This is a genomic window from Streptomyces sp. FXJ1.172 (assembly GCF_001636945.3).
GTDB lineage: Bacteria > Actinomycetota > Actinomycetes > Streptomycetales > Streptomycetaceae > Streptomyces.
In genome coordinates, this window is the sequence record NZ_CP119133.2 from 4,512,588 (window position 1) to 4,532,905 (window position 20,318).

The window sequence follows — 20,318 nt, forward strand, 5'->3', positions numbered from 1 at the left end:
GCTGTAGTCAACTGATCCGGATCATAACCTCGTTCACGTGCAGATGCATGGGCAAATGCACGTGCACGCGCGGTGGTCCCATGGTTACTGGTTTGACGTTCGTTTTACTCGCCGGGAGACGCCCGCATCAGCCGTGCCGTCCCAGCGTCTGCCCCAGAGCAGGCAGGACATGCCCCCGCCATCCCCCGTCCATGATCTTCCGCGCCATCATCTGAGCCGGGTCGTCCGGATCGAACCCCTCGTGCACTAGGAACAGACGCGTTCCGCGCCCTTCCTGTTCCAGGGTCCAGGTGATCGTCCAGTCCGCCGGGTTGGCCGGATCGGCGTCCGCCCAGCGGAGGGACAGCATCCGCTCGATGTCGTACGCGAGGACCCGTACCTCCACAACGCCCGAGAAGCGGGCGTTGGGACGCGGGACGGAGGTCATCCGGTATCGATGACCGACCTCCAGCCGGAAGCCCCCGGCCCCGGGCATCTGCCACTGGACGAGCAGTTCGGGTTCGGTCAGGGCGCGCCAGACCTTGGCGGGCGGATGCGGGAAGAACTGGTCGACGCGGATGGTGGTCAGGTCCTCGTCCGGCTGGTTGCTCATGACCGGCCATCGTCGGGCATGCGGTCGAGCAGATCACCGAGGCCCTTCAGTTGCTCGCGCCAGAACCGCTCGTACGGATGGAGCCAGTCCTGCACATCGGCGAGCGGGGCTGCCTCGAGCCGGTAGATGCGCCGGCGCCCGGCGCGCTGCTCGGAGACGAGGCCGGCCTCCCGGAGCACCTTGAGGTGTTCCGAGAGGCTCGGGCGGCGCATGTCGAAGTGGTCGGCGAGCGCCTGGACCGGCTGCGGTCCGCGTTCGCGCAGCAGCCGCAGCACCTCGCGGCGGGTGGCATTGGCGAGCGCGGCGAAGACGCGGTCCTCGGCGGCCGTACCGGTCCCGTTCATCGAGTGGTCAGAAGCCTTCCTTCTCCGTCAGCAGCATCAGACCGTTGCCGTCGGGGTCCGTGAAGGAGGCCATACGGCCCCAGGGCAGTTCGTCCGGGCCCTGGACCTCGGCGCCCGCCCCGGCGAGCCGGGCGCAGTCGGCGTCGACATCGGTCGTCACCAACATGATCCCCCGCGCGGAGCCGGGCTCGAAATCGCCCATGCCCGGCCCGGCGAGCGTGAAGACGGTCTGTGCGCCCTCGGGCGCGACCTGGAGCCAGCGGCCCTGGGGCAGGTCCCGGTCGGCGGTGACCGCCAGCCCGAGGACGTCCCGGTAGAAGCGCAGGGCACGGTCCTGGTCGGAGACGGGAAGCGTGACGAATGAGGCGTGCGTGATGGTCATGCCGGGAAGAATAGGTAGGCAATTCCCTACGCGTCAACCGTAGGCGATTTCCTACCTATAGGAGTCTCCGCGCGTCGCCGGTTGCGGGGGCAACCGCGGGACGCGAGCGCCACGCGCGTGCGCAACCGCGACCAGGCGGACACCGGCCGCGCGGCCGCCCGCGCGCCTGCGCCCGTCCCGGTGAACGTGCGCGAGCAGGCTCACAACGGATTCCTGCCTGTATCCGGAAGTCCTCCTGGTAACGGCTGGTAGCTTGCTGCGGGCCGTCCGGCGGAGGGCGGCCGGCCGCTACAGCTTGGGAGCATTCCGGTGACTTCTGCGACTGCAAGGGTTGCGCGTGCGAGGGTTGCACCCGCGAGGGTGCGGACCGCGGCCGTGGCCGCGGGCCTGGTGGGCGCGCTCGCCGCGCTGACCGCGTGCAGCGGGGGCGGTGGCGGCAAGAACACCTCCCCGCACACGTCGAAGGCGGCCGCGACCCCCGCCTCGTCCTCCGGCGCGAAGGCCGTGACCGGCGCTTCCGCCAAGCTCCAGGGCAGCTGGATCACCACGAGCGGCGGCAAGATCGTGGCCCTGGTGATCACCAAGAAGAAGGCCGGACTCTTCGTCACCGGCAGCAAGTCGTGGTGCGCGGGCGCCGCGGGCGACGAGGCGGGGATGCAGATGATCCATCTGACCTGCCCCGGCGGCAGCAAGGACCGGATCACCGGCATGATCGACTCGGTGGACGCCAACTCCATGAAGGTGACCTGGTCGGGCAAGACCGGCCAGGAGACGTACACCAAGGCGGAGGGCGGCACCCTGCCGACGACACCGCCGCACCTCCCGAAGAAGAAGTGACGTTGACCTCGGTGGGGACGGACCACCTGAAGCGGTGATTCCGCAGGGGTGCGCGAACGGGGTCGCGGCGCAGGCGCCATGATGCAGGGGCACCGTCACGACCTCGATGGGACCTGCTCATGCGCGCCATTCCGCTCACCGTCACCGCCCTCGCCGCCGCCCTGCTGCTGACCGCTTGCAACGGCGGCGGGAGCAAGAGCGGCGGCGGCAGCAGCAAAAACAGCTCCGCCTGCGAGATCGGCGGGGTCTCCGTGCAGATCGGGTCGGCGAGCGTGGCCCCGGGCGCCGGTGACACGGGCGAGATCCCCGTCAGCCTCACCAACCAGAGCGCCCCCTGCACCCTGGACCACTTCGCCGGCGTGGTGCTCGGCGCCGCCGGCACCGACGCCAAGGTGCCGGTGCTCAAGGACGCCAAGGCCCAGAAGCTGAAGCTCAACAAGGGCGACTCGGCGACCTTCACCATCACCTACGTACGCGGCAAGGCGGGCGACAAGACCAGCCTGGACGCGAAGACCGTGAAGATCACCCTGCCCGGCACCACCGCCTCGCGGAGCTTCCCCTGGTCCTACGGCCCCGTCGCCGGCCAGGGCAGCGGCCCGAACGCCTCCGTGAGCGCCTTCCAGCAGGTCGGCGACTGACGTCCGCGCCCGCGGCTCACTCCAGCCGTGGACGGGAGCGGACCTGCGCCCGGTCCGCCGCCCGCGCGCCCTCCGTCCACCCGGCCGCGTCGCTCACCCCGCGCAGCCGGGTGGTGGTGGTCGCGGGGAACATCCGCTCCATCCGGCCGGTGACGGCTATCTCCCTGGTGGCCAGGACCGGCAGCAGATCCTGGCCGACCTGGGCCTCGGCGACCGCCGCGAGCCGGTCGCCCACCCGGTGGGCGTAGGCCGCGAGGAACGACTGCCGGAAGGTCTTGGTCCGCTTGCGTCCGCCGGCTCTCTGCGCCGCCTCCGCCCTGGTCATCGCGTGTGTGGCCTGCACCAGCAGCGAGGTGTAGAGCAGCTCCACCGCCTCCAGGTCCGCCTCGAAGCCGACGACCGTGGAGAAGCCCAGCGGTTCATTCCACACCGCGCGGCAGTGGTTCGCGCCCGCCACGGCGTCGAGCAGGACCGCCTTGGCCTGTTCGTACGGCGGCTCGACCCCGATCCGGCAGGCCCCGGGCGCGTCCGGGGCGGGCGCCTCGGCGGCGAGCAGCGCCTCGTCGACACTGTGCCGGGCCATCAGCTCCTGCGCCTTGGCGCTGAGCGCCTCGGCCTCCTCCGGATAGCCGGTCGCCTCGGCCTTGGCGAGCAGCGCGCGGATCCGGGCGAGCATGCGGGAGGCGGCCGGGCCGAAGGCGCGGCGGGGGTCCTCCTCCAGCGGCTCCAGGGCGGGCAGGCGCAGCAGCAGGCGGTACAGCTCCAGTGCGGTGGTGGCCTGCGAGAAGCGGTCGGCCTCGGGCGCGGGGGCCTCGGGCAGCTCCGCCAGCTGGGCCTTCCAGCGGCGCCCGCGCGGGCGGTCCCGCCCGGCCTGCGCCCGGATCAGCGCGGCGGTCAGGCGTACGTGCCCGTCCTCCAGCTCGCGCCGCACCAGCCGTACGACGTCGGCGGGCTGCCAGCCGCGCTGCCAGGCCGCCGCGACGAACTCCTCGCCGCGGCGGGCGAGTTCGGCGTCCGCGGCCGGATCGGCGGCGAGCAGGGAGGCGCCCGTGTCGAGGCCGGTGTCGGTGTCGTCGTACAGCGCGGCCCGGAAGGCCCGCTCGACGGTGCTGGCAGTGCTGGTCACGCCGTCGATCGTGCCATGCCCCACCGACAGCGGGCAGAGCCTTGTCCACAGCCTGTGGACAAGCAATCGGGGACGGGACACCTGCCGGCGGGCCAACTGGCGGGCGGGGCGACTGGCGGGCGGGGCGACTGGCGGGCGGGGCGGCGGGACCACGGTAGCCACGTGCGGCTGCCCGAGGGGCGCACCGCCCGGCCCTCGCGCGGATACACCCCCAGAGGGTGTCAACTATCGGTTGACACCCTCTGGGGGTGCAACCTACGGTTGACACATGGCGACCAACCCGAACATCACGGCATCCGTACGCCTCGACGACCTCATCGAGGCCATCAAGAAGGTTCACCCCGAACCCCTCGTCCAGCTCCAGGACGCGGTGATCGCCGCCGATCACCTCGGTGACGTGGCCGACCATCTGATCGGCCACTTCGTCGACCAGGCCCGCCGCTCCGGCGCGTCCTGGACCGAGATCGGCAAGAGCATGGGCGTGACCCGGCAGGCGGCGCAGAAGCGGTTCGTGCCGAAGGAGTCCAACGACCTCGACCCCAGCCAGGGCTTCAGCCGCTACACCCCGCGCGCGCGGCAGGTGGTCGTGTCCGCGCACAACGAGGCGGTGGCGGCCCGCAACCCCGAGGGCCGGCCCGAGCACCTGGTCCTCGGCCTGCTGGCCGAGCCGGAGGGCCTGGCGGCGAAGGCGATCACCGAGCAGGGCGTCCTGCTCGACTCCGTGCGACAGGCCGCGACCGCCGCGCTCCCGCCCGCCTCGGACGACGTACCCGACCTGGTCCCCTACGGCGCCGAGGCCAAGAAGGCCCTGGAACTCACCTTCCGTGAGGCGCTGCGGCTCGGCCACAACTACATCGGCACCGAGCACATCCTGCTGGCGCTCCTCGAGCAGGAGAACGGCGAGGGCGTCCTCAGCGGCCTCGGCATCACCAAGGCCGGGACCGAGAAGTACATCGCCAAGGTGTTGTCCCTGCTGGTGGAGCAGCAGAAGGCGGCGGAGACGGCAGTCGGGCAGGCGCCGGACGACCCGGCTTCCCCGGCGGACTGACGCTCCTCGCAGGGCTGCGGCCGACGACCCCTGCGGCGCGGTAAGTCGCAGGTCAGGCCCATTGTCAGAGCCACCTGCCACACTCGCACTCATGACCGACCGCTGGGCACTCGCTCCGGCCGAGGACGGTGGCGTGGACGTCGCCCCCCTCGGCCCGGACGGGCTGCCCGCCGGGCCGGTGCGGCGGGAGAGCGATCCCGCCCAGGCGGTGCGGAGCCGCCCGGAGGTGACACGCTGGGTGTGGCGGTCCACCCCCGAGGTCTACCCGCGTCTGCTCGCCACGGGGGTGCGAGTGGAGCGGTGCTACGACATCGAGGACGCCGAGACACTCCTGCTGGGCCACGAGGGCCGGCACGGCGAGCCGCGTTCGGCCGCCGCCGCCCTGGCCCGCCTCCGGGGCGGCCCCGTACCGCCCGACCCGCCGCAGCGCGCGGCCGAACCGGCCGCCCAGTCCCCGCTGTTCGAGCCCACCGGCACCCGCCTGCCCCTGGCCGATCTCCTCGCGGTCTACGCCGAGCAGCTGCGGCGGCACGAGCAAACGGCCCACCCCGACCGGATGCGGCTGCTGACGGCCGCCGAGTCGGCGGGGATGCTGGTGGCCGCCGAGATGAACCACGCGGGCCTGCCCTGGAGCACCGAGGTCCACCGCGAGCTGCTGCACGACCTGCTGGGCGAGCGCTATGCGGGCGGCGGCGAGCCGCGCCGCCTCGCCGAGCTGGCCGACGAGGTGTCCGCCGCCTTCGGCCGCCGGGTGCGCCCCGACCTGCCGGCCGACGTGGTCAAGGCCTTCGCCCAGGCCGGGATCAAGGTGCGCTCGACGCGCCGCTGGGAGATCCAGTCCGTCGACCACCCGGCGGTCGCCCCCCTGCTGGAGTACAAGAAGCTGTACCGCATCTGGGTGGCGCACGGCTGGTCCTGGCTCCAGGACTGGGTGCGCGACGGCCGCTTCCGCCCCGAGTTCCTCGCCGGCGGCACGGTCACCGGGCGCTGGGTGACCAACGGCGGGGGCGGACTGCAGATCCCCAAGGTGATCCGCCGGGCCGTGGTCGCCGACCCCGGCTGGCGGCTGGTGGTGGCCGACGCCGACCAGATGGAGCCGCGCGTGCTCGCCGCCATCTCCCGCGACCCCGGCCTGATGGAGGTCGCCGGCCGCGAGAGCGACCTGTACCAGTCGGTCTCCGACCGCGCCTTCTCCGGCGACCGCGACCAGGCCAAGCTCGCCGTGCTCGGCGCGGTCTACGGCCAGACCTCCGGCGACGGCCTGAAGAACCTGGCCGCGCTGCGCCGCCGCTTCCCGAAGGCCGTCGCCTACGTCGACGAGGCGGCCCGCGCGGGCGAGGAGGGCCGGCTCGTGCGCACCTGGCTGGGCCGGACCTGCCCGCCGGCCGCCGGGTCCGGCGAGGACGCGGCGGAGGAGGCGGGCATCCCCCTCGGCGAGGACGACGGCGAGGCACCGGCGGCCGACGGCCAGGCCTGGGTCCCCGGCTACGCGTCCGCCAACTCCCGCGCGCGGGGCCGCTTCACGCGCAACTTCGTCGTCCAGGGCAGCGCCGCCGACTGGGCCCTGCTGATGCTCGCGGCGCTGCGCCAGGCCTGCGCGGGCCTCAAGGCCGAGCTGGTCTTCTTCCAGCACGACGAGGTGATCGTGCACTGTCCCGCCGAGGAGGCCGACACGGTCGCACGGGCCATCCGCACCTGCGCCGACCTCGCCGGGCGGCTGACCTTCGGCGAGACACCGGTGCGGTTCCCGTTCACGACGGCGGTGGTGGAGTGCTATGCCGACGCCAAGTGAGCGCGGATCAGCGGGCCTTGGGCCGGTCCGGTCGGCCCGGCCGGCCCTCGGCGAGCAGCGCGCGCAGCTCGCTCAGCACCGCCTGCTCGTCCGTGCCGTCCAGCGCCGCGAGGGCCGCGCGCCAGGCGTCGTACGCCTCCGGCCACCGCCCCCTCTCGCGCAGCAGCAGCCCGTGCTGGTGCCGGGCGAGACCGCCGATGTAGCAGTCGGCGCGGGCGTCCGCGCGCCGCAGCAGCTCGGCGCACTCGACGCCCGCCCGGTCGGTGTCCCCCAGCTCCCGCAGCGCGCGGACCAGGCCGAGCCGGGTCTGCGACTCGCCGTGCCAGTCGCCGGCGCCGCCGAGGATGCGCAGACTCTCCTCGAAGTGCTCGGCCGCGGCGGCCGGTTCGCCGAGGCTGAGATGGGCGTAGCCGATGTTGCAGTGCGCGGAGTGCTGCACGATGACAGCGCCGATCGCGTCCCCGATCGCCAGCGAGCGCCGGTGCTGCTCGATCGCGGCCCGCGGATCGGTGTGCTCGTAGAGGTTGCCGAGGTGGCTGTGGGTGACGGCCTCGCCGTAGGGGTCGTTCAACTGCCGGGAGTAGGCGAGGCTCTGCCGCAGCGCCTCCCCGGACTCCGCGAACCGCCCGAGCCCTTCCAGCAGCAGCCCGCGGTTGTTCAGGCAGCGGCGGATCCTGGAGGCCCTGCCGAGCCGCCGCCAGATCTCCAGGGACTGGTCGGTGAGGGCGAGGGCGTCCTTCTGCCGGCCGGTCAGAAAGTGCAGGCCCGAGAGGTCGCCCAGCGCGTATGCCTCGGCCGCCGCGTCCCCGAGTCGCCGCGCCGCCGCGAGCGCGGCCCGCCCCAGCACCTCCATCTCAGCGACGCGGCCACTGCGCTGGACGTAGGGGAAAAGCAGCCGCGCGAGCACGGACAGATACGCGGTCCGGCACGGATCGGCGCTGTCCGCGTTCCGCGCCACCAGGGCGACGATGTTCTCCAGCTCCACCTCACCCCAGCCGAAGGCCACCTCGGCGGATGAGAAGAACGACAGTTCCGCCACATCCGCGGCATGCTCCAGCGGCTGCGCGGAGGTGGGCCGCCGCCGGTCGTCCTGATCGAGCCCGGGCTCCACGACCGCCACCAGCAATCGCTCGGCAACGGCGGCGTACCAACGCAGGGCGGCGAGATCGGGGGCGGACTGGGCAAAAGCCCCCTGGCTGGAGGCAGCCTGGCCGAGGGCATCCCGGGCGGGGGGCTGGGCGTTGGTGGAGTGTGCGGGGCGGGCGGCGGGCGGTTGCGCGCCGCGGTGCGGCCCGGTTTCCGGTGTCTGCGCTGTGCCGTCCCGCTCCATGTCCGCCAGTTCGCGGGCGAAGTCGCGGACCAGATCGTGCGGGGCGTAGCGGCCGTAGGCCGTTTCCTCCAGGAGGGCGACGTCGACCAGGCGGTCGAGGGCGGACTCGGCACGGCGCTCGTCGGTGCCGGTGAGGCGGGCGATCAGCGGGGCGCCGTAGGTCGGCAGGTCGAGCGCGCCGATGCGGCGCAGGGCGAGGGCCGCGTCCCGGTCCGCCTCGCGCTGCGCGGCGGCGAGCGCGTCGTGGGCGACGGCCAGCGAGCGCCGGACGCTCAGGTCGTCGTACTCCAGGTGGTGCAACCGGCCACCGGTCTCGGCCAGTTGGCCCGCCAGCACCTCGGGCGTGAGGGCGTGCCGGGCGGCGAGCCGGGCGGCGACGACACGCAGCGCCAGCGGGAGCCGTCCGGTCAGCTCGACCAGCGCATGACCGGCGTCCAGCCCCTCGCGTCCGCTCACCGCGCGCAGCAGCGCCGCACTGTCCTCGCTGGTCAGCGGGGTGAGCGGGAAGCGCCGGGCGCCATCGAGCGCGGTCAGCGGCGAGCGGCTGGTGACGATCACGGCGCAGCCGGGCCCGGCCGGCAGCAGGGGCCGTACCTGGGCCGCGTTCGCAGCGTCGTCCAGTACCAGCAGGATGCGGGCCGGAGCGAGCAGCGAGCGGAGCAACGCGGCCGCCGCGTCCGGGTGTTCGGGGATGCTGCGGGGCTCGGCGCCCAGGTCCCGGAGCAGCGCGGCAAGGGCCTGCGTGGCGGTGAGCGGGGTCACGCCGGGGGTGGCGCCGTGCAGGTTGACGTAGAGCTGACCGTCGGTGAAACGCTCCCGCAGTTCATGTGCGACATACAGGGCGAGCGCGCTCTTGCCGACGCCCGCCATGCCGCTGATCACCGCGACGGCCGGGGCCGGTGCGGGCGGCTCGGTGAGCGCGTGCCACAGCTCGCGGCGCGTGTCGGCCCGACCGGTGAAATGGGCGGGCGGAGCGGGCAGCTGGGCCGGGCGCGGAGTCTGCCGCGCGGCCGGTTCGCCCTGCTCGTCCCCGTCCCCGCCCTCCTCCGGTTCCGCCGTGACGCCCGGGTGCCCGTCGTCATGCGGCTGTCGGCGGGCCGCTCCCCCGATGCCGTCGCGCTGCCGTTCCTCGCCGCTGCCCCGCAGCACCTCGACATGGGCCTCGCGGACCGCCGGGCCGGGCTCGATGCCGAGTTCCTCGACCAGGTGGGCGCGCAGATCACGGTGGACGGCGAGGGCCTCGGCCTGGCGGCCGGTGCGGTGCAGGGCGAGCATGAGCTGACGGTGATAGGCCTCGCGCAGCGGATGCTCGGCGACGAGCGCCGCAAGCTCCGGCACGAGCGCGGCCAACCGGGCTCCGCCGAGGGCGAGTTCGGCCTCGTAGCGCCACTCCAGCAGTAGCAGCCGGGCCTCCTCCAGGCGCTGCACCAGGGCATAACCGCCCAGGTCGGCGGGGAGCCCGCTCAGCGGGGTGCCGCGCCAGAGCGCGAGCCCGGCCGTACACGCCCGTACGACGCCCGGCCAGTCCCGCCAGGCATGTGCGGCCCGCGCCTCGGCGACCCGCGCGTCGAAGACGTGCACGTCCAGCTCGCCGTGATCGACACGCAGCACATAGCCCGGCGGTACGGCCCTGAGCCGCTCCGGGTCGTCCAGCAGCCGGCGCAGCCGGGCGACGTGGTTGTGCAGGGAGGCCTGCGCGGAGACGGGCGGCGCCCCGCCCCACAGGGCGTCCTTCAACGACTCGACCGACACGACCCGGCCCGCCTCCAGCAGCAACGCCGCGAGCAGGACGCGCACTTTGGGACTGCCGATGGCACGGACGCCGTTGTCGGGGGCGTCGTCGCCGGAGCGGGCATCGTCGCCGGAGCGGGCATCGGTACCGGAGCGGGCATCGGTACCGGAGCGGACATCAGTGCCGGAGGGCTCGTACGACATCCCGTACGGCGGTCGGTCGTACAGGACCGGTGGTCCCAGCAGTCCGAACCGCAGCTCGCACCGCCGCATCACGCCGCTCCACTGCCTTCCCGCGCGGTCGGTGCCGACCGTGCTCCGCGGCGGGTGTGCGCCCGCCGTTCCCTGGCGGAAATCCGCCCTGTCCGTAACGGTTTCCCGCCACCTTCTGCCAGCCGGACCAGCCCCGAATCGGCCTGCCCGACGGGTGGTCTTCGGTACCGTCGGCGCATTCCGGCCAACCGGAACACGACCCGACGACGAACCGTTGGCCACATGTTAGCGATCCGTTGGCGAATCCTGATGTGATCATTCCATCGGATCCGGCCCGACGGCGCGCGCGTGTGTCGCGTAACTCGGGGGAGTGTCGCCGCAGGCTGGATCCGGGGACGCAAGGGGCCCCGGTCGGCGGAGGTGAACGACCGGGGCCCCGTCCCGTCTTCTCCGCGGAGCCGCTGCCCCGTGGGTCTTCGACGGACGCCTGCGCTCAGACCACCGGCGGCCGCCCGAGCCGGCCGAGTCGCCACACCGTCCGCCAGCGCATGGGCCGCCGCTCGCCGGCCGGCTCCCGCAGGCCCTCCACGAACCCGGCGAACCACGCCTTCAGCCCCGCGAGGGAGCGGGTGCGGGCGAGGGTGAGGAGCGTCCACACCCCGAGGTGCACGGGGATCAGCGGCAACGGCAGCCGGCGCCGGACCAGCCAGACGCGGTTGCGGGCGTTGACGCGGTAATAGATGGCGTGCCGGGCCGGCGAGGTCTTCGGGTGCTGGAGCAGCAGCTCGGGGGCGTAAAGGATCTTCCAGCCGGCGTCGGCGGCGCGCCAGGCGAGGTCGGTCTCCTCGTGCGCGAAGAAGAACTCGGCGGGCCAGTCCCCGGTCTCGGCCAGCATCGCCATGCTCAGGGCGTGCCCGCCGCCGAGGAACCCGGTGACATAGCCCCCGCGCATCGGGTCCGACTTCCCCACCCGGGGCACATGCCGCTGCTGGGTCTCGCCGTGCTCGTCGGCGATGCGGAAGCCGACGATGCCCAGGCGCGGGTCGCAGGCGTACAGATCCCGCACGCGGCGCAGCACATCGGCGTCGACGAGCAGCCCGTCGTCGTCCAGTTCCACGACGACGTCGACGTCTTCGAACTCCCGCAGCCGGGCGAGGGCCACGTTCCGCCCGCCCGGGCATCCGAGGTTCTCGTCGACGTCGATGGTGGTGACCTCACCGGGCAGCGAGAGCCGACGGGCGAACTCCGGCAGCCGGCAGCCGTTGCCGACGATCACGATGCGGGCGGGGGCGAGATCCTGCTTGGCCACGGACTCCAGCAGGGCGTCGACTTCGGCGGGCCGGTTGCCCATGGTCACCACGGCGACCGCGATCCTCGGCTCCTGCACATCCCTCACCCCATCCGGCCGTCGGCCGCGCCGCACCCCTTACCGCGCGGCGCCCACCGTTCACCAAGATGTTGCCTCAGCACCGCGGGTTCACCGGATCCGGATTCACTTTGCAGCCCTTTTGCTCCGCATTTGTCGGCGCCTTCCCTCCGCCCTGCGGAGCCGAACACTCCGGGACGCACCGGGCCGTTGAAACCACGGCGCACTGAGCCGTTGAAACCACGCTGAAACCGCGCTGAACCGCCTCGGCCGCAAGCTCTGCGGCATGACGACGGACCACGAACTCGCGATCGCGGCCACCGGGCTGCGCAAGTCCTACGGGGACAAGACCGTCCTCGACGGCATCGACATCCAGGTGCCCGCCGGCACGGTCTTCTCCCTCCTCGGGCCGAACGGCGCCGGCAAGACGACGGCGGTCAACATCCTGTCCACACTGCTCCGCGCCGACGGCGGCGAGGCGCGGGTCGCCGGGCACGACCTCACCGCCGAGGCCCAGGCAGTACGGGCCGCCATCGGGGTCACCGGCCAGTTCTCCGCGGTGGACGGCCTGATCACCGGCGAGGAGAACATGCGCCTGATGGCCGACCTGCACCACCTCTCCCGTGCCGGGGGCCGGCGGGTGACCGCCGAGCTGCTGGAGCGCTTCGACCTGGTCGAGGCCGCGAAGAAGCCCGCCTCCACCTACTCCGGCGGCATGAAGCGCCGCCTCGACATCGCCATGACCCTGGTCGGCAGTCCGCGGATCATCTTCCTCGACGAGCCGACCACCGGCCTCGACCCGCGTTCCCGCCACACCATGTGGCAGATCATCCGCGAGCTGGTCTCCGGCGGCACCACCGTCTTCCTCACCACCCAGTACCTGGACGAGGCCGACCAGCTCGCCGACCGCATCGCGGTGCTCAACGGCGGCAAGATCGTCGCCGAGGGCAGTGCCGAGCAGCTCAAGCGGCTCGTCCCCGGTGGCCACGTACGGCTGCGCTTCTCCGACCCGGTCGTCTACGAACAGGCGGCCGCCGCCCTGCGCGAGACCACCCGTGACGACGCGGCGCTCTCCCTCCAGATTCCCAGCGACGGAACCCAGCGCGAGCTGCGCGCCATCCTCGACTGGCTCGACAGCGCCGGCATCGAGGCCGACGAGCTGTCCGTGCACACCCCGGACCTGGACGACGTGTTCTTCGCGCTGACCGGCAACCCCGTCCCCGCCCAGTCCGCCAAGCCCACCAAGTCCCCCCACTCCGCCGCTTCCGCCGCTTCCACCGACAAGGAGTCCGTCCGATGAGCGCCGCGTCCCCCTCCCCTTCCCTGCGGTCCCGCCCCGTCCGCGACAACCTCACCATGCTGCGGCGCAACCTGCTGCACGCCCGCCGCTACCCCTCCCTCACCCTGAACCTCCTGCTCACCCCGGTCATGCTGTTGCTGCTGTTCGTCTACGTCTTCGGCAACGCGATGAGCGCCGGCATCGCCGGCGGCCACGCGAACCGCGGCGAGTACGTCGACTACCTCGTCCCCGGCATTCTTCTCATGAGCGTGGGCATGACCTCGCTCGGCACCGCGGTGTCCGTGGCCACCGACATGACCGAGGGCATCATCGCCCGGTTCCGCACCATGGCGATCTCCCGCGCCTCCGTGCTGATCGGCCACGTGATCGCCAGCGTGATCCAGACGTTGCTGGCGCTGGCGGTGGTCCTGGGCATCGGAGTGGCCATCGGCTTCCGGTCGAACGCGACACCGCTGGAGTGGCTCGCGGCGGCCGGGCTGATGGCGCTGGTCAGCCTCGCGCTGGCCTGGATCGCGGTCGGCATCGGCCTGGTGAGCCCCAACGCCGAGGGGGCCAGCAACCTCGGCATGCCGCTGACGATGCTGCCGCTCCTGTCCAGCGCGTTCGTGCCGGTGCACGCCATGCCGAGCGGGTTCCGCTGGTTCGCCGAGTACCAGCCCTTCTCACCCGCCATCGAGACCCTGCGCGGGCTGCTGCTGGGCAGCGGGATCGGCACCAAGAACGCGGTGCTGGCCATCGCCTGGTGCCTGGGGCTGACCCTGGTGGGCTACCTGTGGTCCAAGGCGAAGTTCAACCGTGAGCCGCAGCGCTGAGTTCGCGCAGTGCCACGGCCCGCAGCTCCTCCTGCCCCAGGGTGGTGTAAGCCGACCTCGCCTCGGCGTACGCCACCCTGTCGGCGTTCTCGGCCGCCGGCCGGGACCGCGCCGAGGACAGGGTGGGAAAGTCCCGCATCGCCGGCATCAGCTCCGCCAGCGCCATCAGCCGTACCGCCGCCGTATCGCCACGGGCCAGCCCGACGTAGCCGAGCGCCAGCAGCACCGTGCCGTACACCGGCAGGTCCACCAGGTCCCTGGCACCGGGGGAGCCCGACAGCATCCCGAGGAGCCGTTCCCGCAGCCGCTCGGCCAGGTGGGCCACCGGCTCCAGCCGGTCGTGCTGCGCGTGCGCCGCGAGCGCGGCCGCCTGCAGCTGAAGCGACCACGAGTCCATGAAGGGATCAGCGGCCTGCAGCAGGCTCCACTCCTGGATCCCCGCCGCCGCCCGTCGCCACAGGCCGAGTCCGACCTCGGTCAGTCCCCGGGCCAGTGCGATCTCCGCCCGGGCCAGCAGTTCTTCGGGCGTGACCTGCGCGGACTCCGGCTGCCGGCCCAGGGCGGCGAGGCCCAGCCAGTACTCCGCCTCGTCGACCTCCCCGCGCTGCAGACAGGCGGACACCAGGCCGTAGCGGACGCCGATCGAGTCCGACCAGTCTCCGCTCTCATCGAGCACGTCGGCGGCCCTCAAATGGTCGTACGCCTCCGCGCCGCGCTCGGACTTCAGGCACAACTCGCTGATCCGCCCATGGCTGAGCAGCATCATGAACGGATTGCCGAACGGCCCCAGCGCGGCGAGCATCCGGCGAGCGCACTCGAGGGCGCGCTCCGTGTCGTACGCGGATTCCCACACGTAGCTGGCGACGCCCGCCGCGATGCCCGCCAGCAAGGGCTCGTCGGCGTTGCACAGTTCCTGCAGCCGTGCGTACCGCGGCGGGTGCATGTCCGGGACGGCACAGAGCACGACGGCCAGTGCCCGTAGCACGGTGTCCGGCGGGGCGGGCGGCAGGCGGCGCAGTGTGGCGAGCTGGCGCGTGGCGTGCGGGCCGTGGCCCATGAAGAGGGCGACCGTGCACATCACCGCCGCGCTGCGGGCCGCCTCCAGGCACTCGGGGTCCTCCGGCCCCGGGCGGAAATGGGACAGCGGCCCGCCGGTCTCGGCGGCGAGCACGGCGAGCCGGGTGTAGTTGGAGCCGGTGGACCACAAGGCGGCCAGGACGGCGGTGAGGGCGGCGACGGCCGACCCGTCGGCGTGGGCCAGGGCGTGCCGCAGCGCCAGGACGAGGTTGTCCTGCTCGGCACGGATACGGCGGAAGGAGGGCAACGCCTCACCGCCGAACATCACGTCGTGGTGCGCCAGGCCGAAGTCCCGGGCCCAGCAAAGGAACCGGCCGGTCACTGCCGCGCCCTCGCCCGCCTCTTCCCGCCGGGCGGCGCTGAACTCCCGCAGCGTCTCCAGCATGCGAAAGCGCACCCCGCCGGGGCTGTCATCCACCTTGATCAGGGACTGACCGGCCAGCTGCTCCAGCAGATCCAGCGCGTTCCCGGTCTCACCGAGCACGGACTGCGCCGCGTCCTCGGTGAATCCCCCGGGGAAGACCGACAGCGCGCGCAGCGCCGCCTGAGCGTCGCCCTCCAGCAGGTTCCAGCTCCACTCGACCACGGCCTGCAGCGTGCGGTGCCGCTCCGGTGCGTCCCGGGCGCCGCCGCGCAGCAGCGCGAAACGGTCCTGCAGGCGGCGCGCGATATCGGCCACGGAGAGCACCCGCACCCGGGCCGCGGCGAGTTCCACGGCCAGCGGCAGCCCGTCCAGGTGACGGCAGATCTCGGCCACGCGGTCGGCGGGCAGCTCCACGCCAGGCCGGGCCGCGCGCGCCCGCAGCGCGAACAGCTCGCAGGACGTGGCCAGGGACAACTCCGGCAGCGCGTACACGGACTCCGAGGTCAGCCCCAGGGGCGCCCGGCTGGTCGCCAGTACCCGCAGCTCCTTCGACCGCGACACCAGCGCCTGTACGAGACCGGCCGCACCGGCGAGCAGGTGCTCGCAGTTGTCCAGCACCAGCAGGGCGGGACCGGTGCCCAGCGCGGCGACGATCCCGCTCACCGCGTCCCCGCCGCCGGGGAACTGCCGGCCTTCCCCGGCGCCGACGGCGGAGGCCACCTCACCGGCCACGTCCTCGTCGGCGGTGACACCGGCCAGGGCGACGAAGTGCACCAGCGGCTGCTCGGCCGCCCGGCTCACCGCGTGGGAGAGCCGTGTCTTGCCCAGCCCGCCGGGGCCCGTGACGGTGACCACCCGCGCGTCGCGCAGCAGCCCGGCGACGGCGGCGATGTCGGAGTCCCGCCCCAGCAGGGGGTTCGGCTCATGCGGCACGCCGTGGCGCACGGACGGTGCGTCCGCGCGCAGCAACTCCTGGTACGCGGACCTGAGCCGGGGCCCCGGATCCGTGCCCAGCTCGTCACGCAGTCCGCGTCGATAGGCGTCGTACCGGGTCAGCGCCGTGGCCCGGCCCGCCGTGGCCGCCTCGCAGCGCAGCAGCTCCGCCAACACCTCCTCGTCGCGCGGCAGTTCGCGGGCCAGCTCGGCCAGCGGCGCGGCGGCCTCCCGCCTGCGCCCCAGCCGGGCCAGCGCAAGCGCCCGGTACCGGACCAGGGAACGGTACGTCCGGACCCGGTCGGCACGCAGTGCCGTCACCGGATCGTGCCGTTCCTCGCCCTCCCCGGCCCCCAGGCCGCCGTCCCACAGCGCCAGCCCCTGCTCGGCCCGCGCCAGGGCGCCCTCGTGATCTCCCGCCCGCGCGCACTCGGCGCTCGCGGCCTCGTGCGCCAGCAGCGCCGAGCTGTCGACCTGCGCCTCCTCCAGGGCGAGCCGGTATCCCGTCGGCGTGCTCACGATCAACTGGGCACCCAGCTGTGCTCTGAGCCGCGACACCAGTACCTGTAGGGCCTTGCTCGGCCGCTCCGGCAAGGCGTCCGGCCACAGCCCCTCCACCAGCCGGCCCGTGCTGCAGCCGGTGCGCAGGTCCTCGGCGAGCAACGCCAGCAGCCCACGCAGCCGGGGCGCCGTGATCTCCTGTCCGCGGCAGGAGACTCGGGGCAGCAGGGTCAACTCGGTGGTCACGCCTGAAGATTAGCCATCAGCGCGCCAGGTCGTCCTCGCCGCGTGCTGCACCGTGCCGCGGGCAACGACGAACTCCGGGCGCCCCTTCCGCTCCGATGCACCACTCAGATGCAGGGGACGTTGGAGTAGCCCGGGTAGAAATAGCGCCCGGCCGGGCCGGCGCTGTGGACGCAGAGGGCGAGGTCTGGGCTCTGGGGTTTCGGGCTCTCGGTGGCGGCGGTCGCGGTCGGAGCGGCCAGGAGGACCGCCCCGAGGATCATGATTGCCGCCACCGCCGGCTTCTTGCCCGGGACACGCCTCCGGAACGTCTTCATTGCCGCCCTCCTTCGGGCCGGAACGGGAGCGCCGCGCTTTCACAGGGCGACGGTTCGGCGCTCGTGATTCCGCTTATCGTCATATGCCGCAAGCATTACGTCAACACCCCAAATCAGGACAATGTCGCAAAAAGCACACGTCCCGCACGAGACTCGAGCGGCGGCGGCGAGGCCCTGGCCCCCAAGGGTGTAGCGATTACCTGCGGTCTACCTGCGGTCCGAGTCGGACTGATCCCGCCGGCCCAGCTCGGACTGTGTCGATACTGGGTTTCAGCGGAGCCGCCTTCGGGATTCGAACCGGAGACCTACGCGTTACGAGGGCCTGCAAGATCGTGACGGGTGGTGATCCTTGATCACGATCGATCCGGTTTTGCCTGGTCAGAGTAGGTGCGCTGTGATGCGCGGTGCGGCTCGTGACGGCTCGTGCCGCACCATCCGCTCACGCATCGCTCACGCAGACCGTGGGTTTGACCAGTACACATACCCGCCCCAAAGCAGGACCCGACCGTGCACGAATACCGGCGGGGAGTCCGCGACAACAGGAGATGGTGGTTGTCATGGTGGCGAGTCGACCGGGAGTGACGCGGCCGTCGCTTCATGGGATGAACTTCACCTCCGGGAAGGCCGGGCACAGGCCGTCGAGCAGGTGCCCCTGCCCCCGGTGCCGCAGGTGCAGGTCGAAGAACGCAAGCGGGTATCTTGCGAGCAGCGCGACGAGTCAGTGGCGCGGTAGCACTCCCGCCGAGCCGGCTCGTAGTGGTCATATCGCCGCAGGGATGCCGAGCTCGGCCAACAGGTTGCGTACCCGCTGTTCGATGGCGTCCCGGATCGGCCGGACGGCGTCGACACCCTGCCCGGCGGGATCGTCCAGCTGCCAGTCCAGGTACCGCTTGCCGGGGAAGACGGGGCAGGCGTCCCCGCAGCCCATCGTGATCACCACGTCCGAGGACTGCACCGCCTCAGCGGTGAGGACCTTGGGTGTCTCGGCGGAGATGTCGATGCCGACCTCCGCCATTGCCTTGACCACGGCGGGGTTGACCGCGTCGGCGGGGGCGGAACCGGCCGAGCGAACCTCGACCTGGTCACCGCCCAGGTGGGTCAGGAACGCGGCGCCCATCTGGGAGCGGCCGGCGTTGTGGACGCAGACGAACAGGACCGAGGGGCGCGGGGCGGAGGTGCTCATGGCAGGCGTCTTTCGGGAGAGCGGAGTGGATCAGGAGGAGGCGAGTTCGGGTTCGCCGTGTGGGACCACGACCTCGTCCGCGGCGGGGACGGGACGGCCGTACACAGCGATCACGGCGCCCAGCCCGAGCACGGCTCCGACCATTTGGGCAACGATGAACGGGGCGACGGAGGCGGGGGCGATTCCGGCGAAGGTGTCGGTGAAGGCCCGGCCGATGGTCACCGCCGGGTTCGCGAAGGCGGTTGAGGAGGTGAACCAGTAGGCGGCCCCGATGTACGAGGCCACGGCCACCGGTGCGAGGGAGGCATTGCCGATGCGTTCGAGTCCGAAGATCAGCAGGATCAGCCCGGCCGTGGCGACCACCTCCCCCAGCCACAGGTGAGAGGCGGACCGGTCGTGCGTGGACCAATGGACCAGCGGCTTGCCGAACATCGCGTCGGCCAGGATTGCCCCGCCAACAGCACCGGCGATCTGTGCGGGCACATACGCGGCCACGTCCCGCAGGGAGAGGCCGTCGGCCTTGCGGCGGCCGGTGAACCAGGCAGCGAGGGTGACGGCCGGGTTGAAGTGCGCGCCGGAGACCGGCCCGAGCAGGGCGATCAACACGCCCAGACCGAAGACGGTGGCGAGGGAGTTGGCGAGCAGCTGCACGCCCACGTCGTGCGACAGCTCGGTGGCCTGGATGCCGGAGCCGACGACGACCGCAACCAGCAGCCCGGTCCCGATGGCTTCGGCGGCGACACGGCGACCCAGGGACGCGGTCACGCGGTGGCTCCGGCGGTCTGTGGCGTCGTCAGGAACGCGGCGAGCCGGTCCAGCACACCGGGCAGCACCCAGTAGTACACCCAGGTCCCGCGCCGCTCGCAGTCGATGAGCCCGGCCTGCCGGAGCAGCTTGAGGTGGTGGGAGATCGTCGGCTGGGACAGCTCGAAGGCCGGCGTCAGCTCACACACGCAGACCTCGCCGCCCTCACCACGGGAGGCGATCATCGACATCAGCCGGAGACGGACGGGGTCGCCCAGCGCCTTGAACACCTTCGCCAGCTCGGCCGCCTGGTCCTCATCCAGCGGCGAGGACAGGCCGGCCCAACACGCCGCGTCCTGCCCGATCACCTCAAGCTCTTGTTTCGACATGCCTCTATGTTGACGTTTTTCGATTCAAGGCGCAAGGTTGCATCAACGAACGTCAATACAGGCCGTCCGGGGTACCGCCGTGCCCCGTCACCTGGGAGTGAGTCATGAGCGAGCAGTCCACCGACCTGCGTGAAACCGTCCGCCAGCGCTATGCCGCGGCGGCCGTGAAGGTGACCGAGGGCGGTGCCGCCTGTTGCGGGCCGCAGCCGGTCGAGGTCGACGAGAACTTCGGCTCGACCCTGTACGCCGCCGACGAGCGCGATGCCCTCCCCGCTGAGGCAGTGGCCGCGTCCCTCGGCTGCGGCAACCCGACCGCCGTCGCAGAACTGCGTGAGGGCGAACGCGTCCTCGACCTGGGTTCCGGCGGCGGCATCGACGTCCTGCTCTCGGCTCGACGCGTCGGCCCCACCGGCAAGGCGTACGGGGTGGACATGACCGACGAGATGCTGGCCCTGGCCCTTGCCAACGCCGAGAAGGCCGGCGCGACGAACGTCGAGTTCCTGAAGGGCACCATCGAGTCCATCCCGCTGCCCGCGAACACCATCGACGTGGTGATCTCGAACTGCGTGATCAACCTGTCCGTCGACAAGCCCGCCGTGTTCGCGGAGACCTTCCGTGTTCTGAAGCCAGGTGGGCGCATCGGCGTCTCGGACGTCGTTGCCGACGGCTCACTCAGCCCCGACCAGCGTGCCGAGCGCGGTGACTACGTCGGTTGCATCGCCGGCGCGCTGTCCTTCGCCGAATACCGCGCAGGGCTGGAAGCCGCCGGGTTCAAGAACATCGAGATCACCCCGACCCATACGGTCGCGGACGGAATGCACTCGGCGATCGTCCGGGCCACCAAGCCGGTCACGACCGACACGTCCTCCGAGGCTGGGGAGTCGCGCGACGCCTGCTGCGGCGTCAACGCCTGCTGCACTCCGGCCGAGGCAGCGGTCGATCCAGCCCAGACCATCACCGAGGCCAAGGCCGCATCGGGGTGTGGCTGCACCAGCTGAGGCACAAACCCTGGGCCCCGGCCCCTTCCCAGTCGGAGAGGCCGGGCGCAGTAGCGGC

18 protein-coding genes and 1 pseudogene are annotated in these 20,318 nt (G+C 72.4%); 8 read left to right on the forward strand and 11 right to left on the reverse strand.

Features of this window, described 5'->3' with window-relative positions; all coding sequences use genetic code 11:
- Positions 1-127: 127 nt before the first annotated feature.
- Genes A6P39_RS20090 through A6P39_RS20100 form a run of 3 tightly spaced genes read right to left on the reverse strand, consistent with a single transcriptional unit; the run spans position 128 to position 1,318 of the window.
- Positions 128-592: an SRPBCC family protein gene (locus A6P39_RS20090; RefSeq protein WP_067046626.1), complete on the reverse strand. Its 465-nt coding sequence runs from the start codon at positions 590-592 to the stop codon at positions 128-130.
- Positions 589-936: an ArsR/SmtB family transcription factor gene (locus A6P39_RS20095; RefSeq protein ID WP_067046628.1), complete on the reverse strand. Its 348-nt coding sequence runs from the start codon at positions 934-936 to the stop codon at positions 589-591. Before A6P39_RS20095 ends, A6P39_RS20090 begins: the two co-directional genes overlap by 4 nt.
- Positions 937-943: 7 nt before the next feature.
- Positions 944-1,318: a VOC family protein gene (locus A6P39_RS20100; protein ID WP_067046630.1), complete on the reverse strand. Its 375-nt coding sequence runs from the start codon at positions 1,316-1,318 to the stop codon at positions 944-946.
- Between the two features lie 63 nt (positions 1,319-1,381).
- Between A6P39_RS20100 and A6P39_RS20105 the strand changes: the two are divergent.
- From A6P39_RS20105 to A6P39_RS20115, 3 genes and pseudogenes are all read left to right on the forward strand, one after another.
- Positions 1,382-1,560: pseudogene (locus A6P39_RS20105) on the forward strand (30S ribosomal protein S14); the annotation flags it as partial.
- A 118-nt stretch (positions 1,561-1,678) separates the two neighbouring features.
- Positions 1,679-2,155 carry a hypothetical protein gene (locus A6P39_RS20110; RefSeq protein ID WP_067046632.1) on the forward strand — a complete coding sequence of 159 codons (477 nt, stop codon included), beginning with the start codon at positions 1,679-1,681 and terminating at the stop codon, positions 2,153-2,155.
- 119 nt (positions 2,156-2,274) lie between these two features.
- Positions 2,275-2,793, forward strand: a complete 519-nt coding sequence (locus A6P39_RS20115; protein ID WP_067046634.1) for a DUF4232 domain-containing protein — start codon at positions 2,275-2,277, stop codon at positions 2,791-2,793.
- A 16-nt stretch (positions 2,794-2,809) separates the two neighbouring features.
- Here A6P39_RS20115 and A6P39_RS20120 read toward each other — a convergent pair whose 3' ends face one another.
- Positions 2,810-3,919, reverse strand: coding sequence for a DUF2786 domain-containing protein (locus tag A6P39_RS20120; RefSeq protein WP_199840818.1), 1,110 nt, complete (start codon positions 3,917-3,919; stop codon positions 2,810-2,812).
- A gap of 268 nt (positions 3,920-4,187) precedes the next feature.
- Here A6P39_RS20120 and A6P39_RS20125 point away from each other — a divergent pair, with 268 nt between their 5' ends.
- On the forward strand, positions 4,188-4,967 hold the full coding sequence (locus A6P39_RS20125; protein WP_067046636.1) for a Clp protease N-terminal domain-containing protein: 780 nt from the start codon (positions 4,188-4,190) through the stop codon (positions 4,965-4,967).
- Between the two features lie 91 nt (positions 4,968-5,058).
- Entirely contained in the window at positions 5,059-6,759 is a 1,701-nt protein-coding gene (locus A6P39_RS20130; protein WP_067046639.1) for a bifunctional 3'-5' exonuclease/DNA polymerase, read from the forward strand.
- Positions 6,760-6,766: 7 nt separating this feature from the next.
- On the opposite strand, the gene A6P39_RS20135 is transcribed toward A6P39_RS20130, so the two are convergent.
- Positions 6,767-10,093, reverse strand: coding sequence for an AfsR/SARP family transcriptional regulator (locus tag A6P39_RS20135; RefSeq protein ID WP_067046640.1), 3,327 nt, complete (start codon positions 10,091-10,093; stop codon positions 6,767-6,769).
- A 433-nt stretch (positions 10,094-10,526) separates the two neighbouring features.
- Positions 10,527-11,420, reverse strand: coding sequence for a glycosyltransferase family 2 protein (locus A6P39_RS20140; protein ID WP_067046642.1), 894 nt, complete (start codon positions 11,418-11,420; stop codon positions 10,527-10,529).
- Between the two features lie 265 nt (positions 11,421-11,685).
- Here A6P39_RS20140 and A6P39_RS20145 point away from each other — a divergent pair, with 265 nt between their 5' ends.
- Together A6P39_RS20145 and A6P39_RS20150 are read left to right on the forward strand one after the other, a co-directional pair.
- On the forward strand, positions 11,686-12,699 hold the full coding sequence (locus A6P39_RS20145; RefSeq protein ID WP_067046644.1) for an ATP-binding cassette domain-containing protein: 1,014 nt from the start codon (positions 11,686-11,688) through the stop codon (positions 12,697-12,699).
- Entirely contained in the window at positions 12,696-13,511 is an 816-nt protein-coding gene (locus tag A6P39_RS20150) for an ABC transporter permease (protein WP_067046646.1), read from the forward strand. The genes A6P39_RS20145 and A6P39_RS20150 overlap by 4 nt, the downstream gene beginning before the upstream one ends.
- On the opposite strand, the gene A6P39_RS20155 is transcribed toward A6P39_RS20150, so the two are convergent.
- The 5 genes from A6P39_RS20155 to A6P39_RS20175 all read right to left on the reverse strand — a co-directional run bounded on the left by A6P39_RS20155 (position 13,489) and on the right by A6P39_RS20175 (position 19,262).
- Positions 13,489-16,632, reverse strand: a complete 3,144-nt coding sequence (locus A6P39_RS20155) for an ATP-binding protein (protein WP_067046647.1) — start codon at positions 16,630-16,632, stop codon at positions 13,489-13,491. The genes A6P39_RS20150 and A6P39_RS20155 overlap by 23 nt on opposite strands.
- A gap of 104 nt (positions 16,633-16,736) precedes the next feature.
- Positions 16,737-16,946 (reverse strand): hypothetical protein, encoded by a 210-nt coding sequence (locus A6P39_RS20160; protein WP_067046649.1) that lies wholly within the window; start codon positions 16,944-16,946, stop codon positions 16,737-16,739.
- Positions 16,947-17,706: 760 nt separating this feature from the next.
- Positions 17,707-18,129 carry an arsenate reductase ArsC gene (locus tag A6P39_RS20165; RefSeq protein WP_067046650.1) on the reverse strand — a complete coding sequence of 141 codons (423 nt, stop codon included), beginning with the start codon at positions 18,127-18,129 and terminating at the stop codon, positions 17,707-17,709.
- Between the two features lie 30 nt (positions 18,130-18,159).
- Entirely contained in the window at positions 18,160-18,894 is a 735-nt protein-coding gene (locus A6P39_RS20170; RefSeq protein ID WP_067046651.1) for an aquaporin, read from the reverse strand.
- Positions 18,891-19,262: an ArsR/SmtB family transcription factor gene (locus A6P39_RS20175; RefSeq protein ID WP_079133425.1), complete on the reverse strand. Its 372-nt coding sequence runs from the start codon at positions 19,260-19,262 to the stop codon at positions 18,891-18,893. The genes A6P39_RS20170 and A6P39_RS20175 overlap by 4 nt, the downstream gene beginning before the upstream one ends.
- Positions 19,263-19,366: 104 nt before the next feature.
- Between A6P39_RS20175 and arsM the strand changes: the two genes are divergently transcribed.
- Positions 19,367-20,260: an arsenite methyltransferase gene (arsM, locus tag A6P39_RS20180; protein ID WP_067046654.1), complete on the forward strand. Its 894-nt coding sequence runs from the start codon at positions 19,367-19,369 to the stop codon at positions 20,258-20,260.
- Positions 20,261-20,318: the final 58 nt, after the last annotated feature.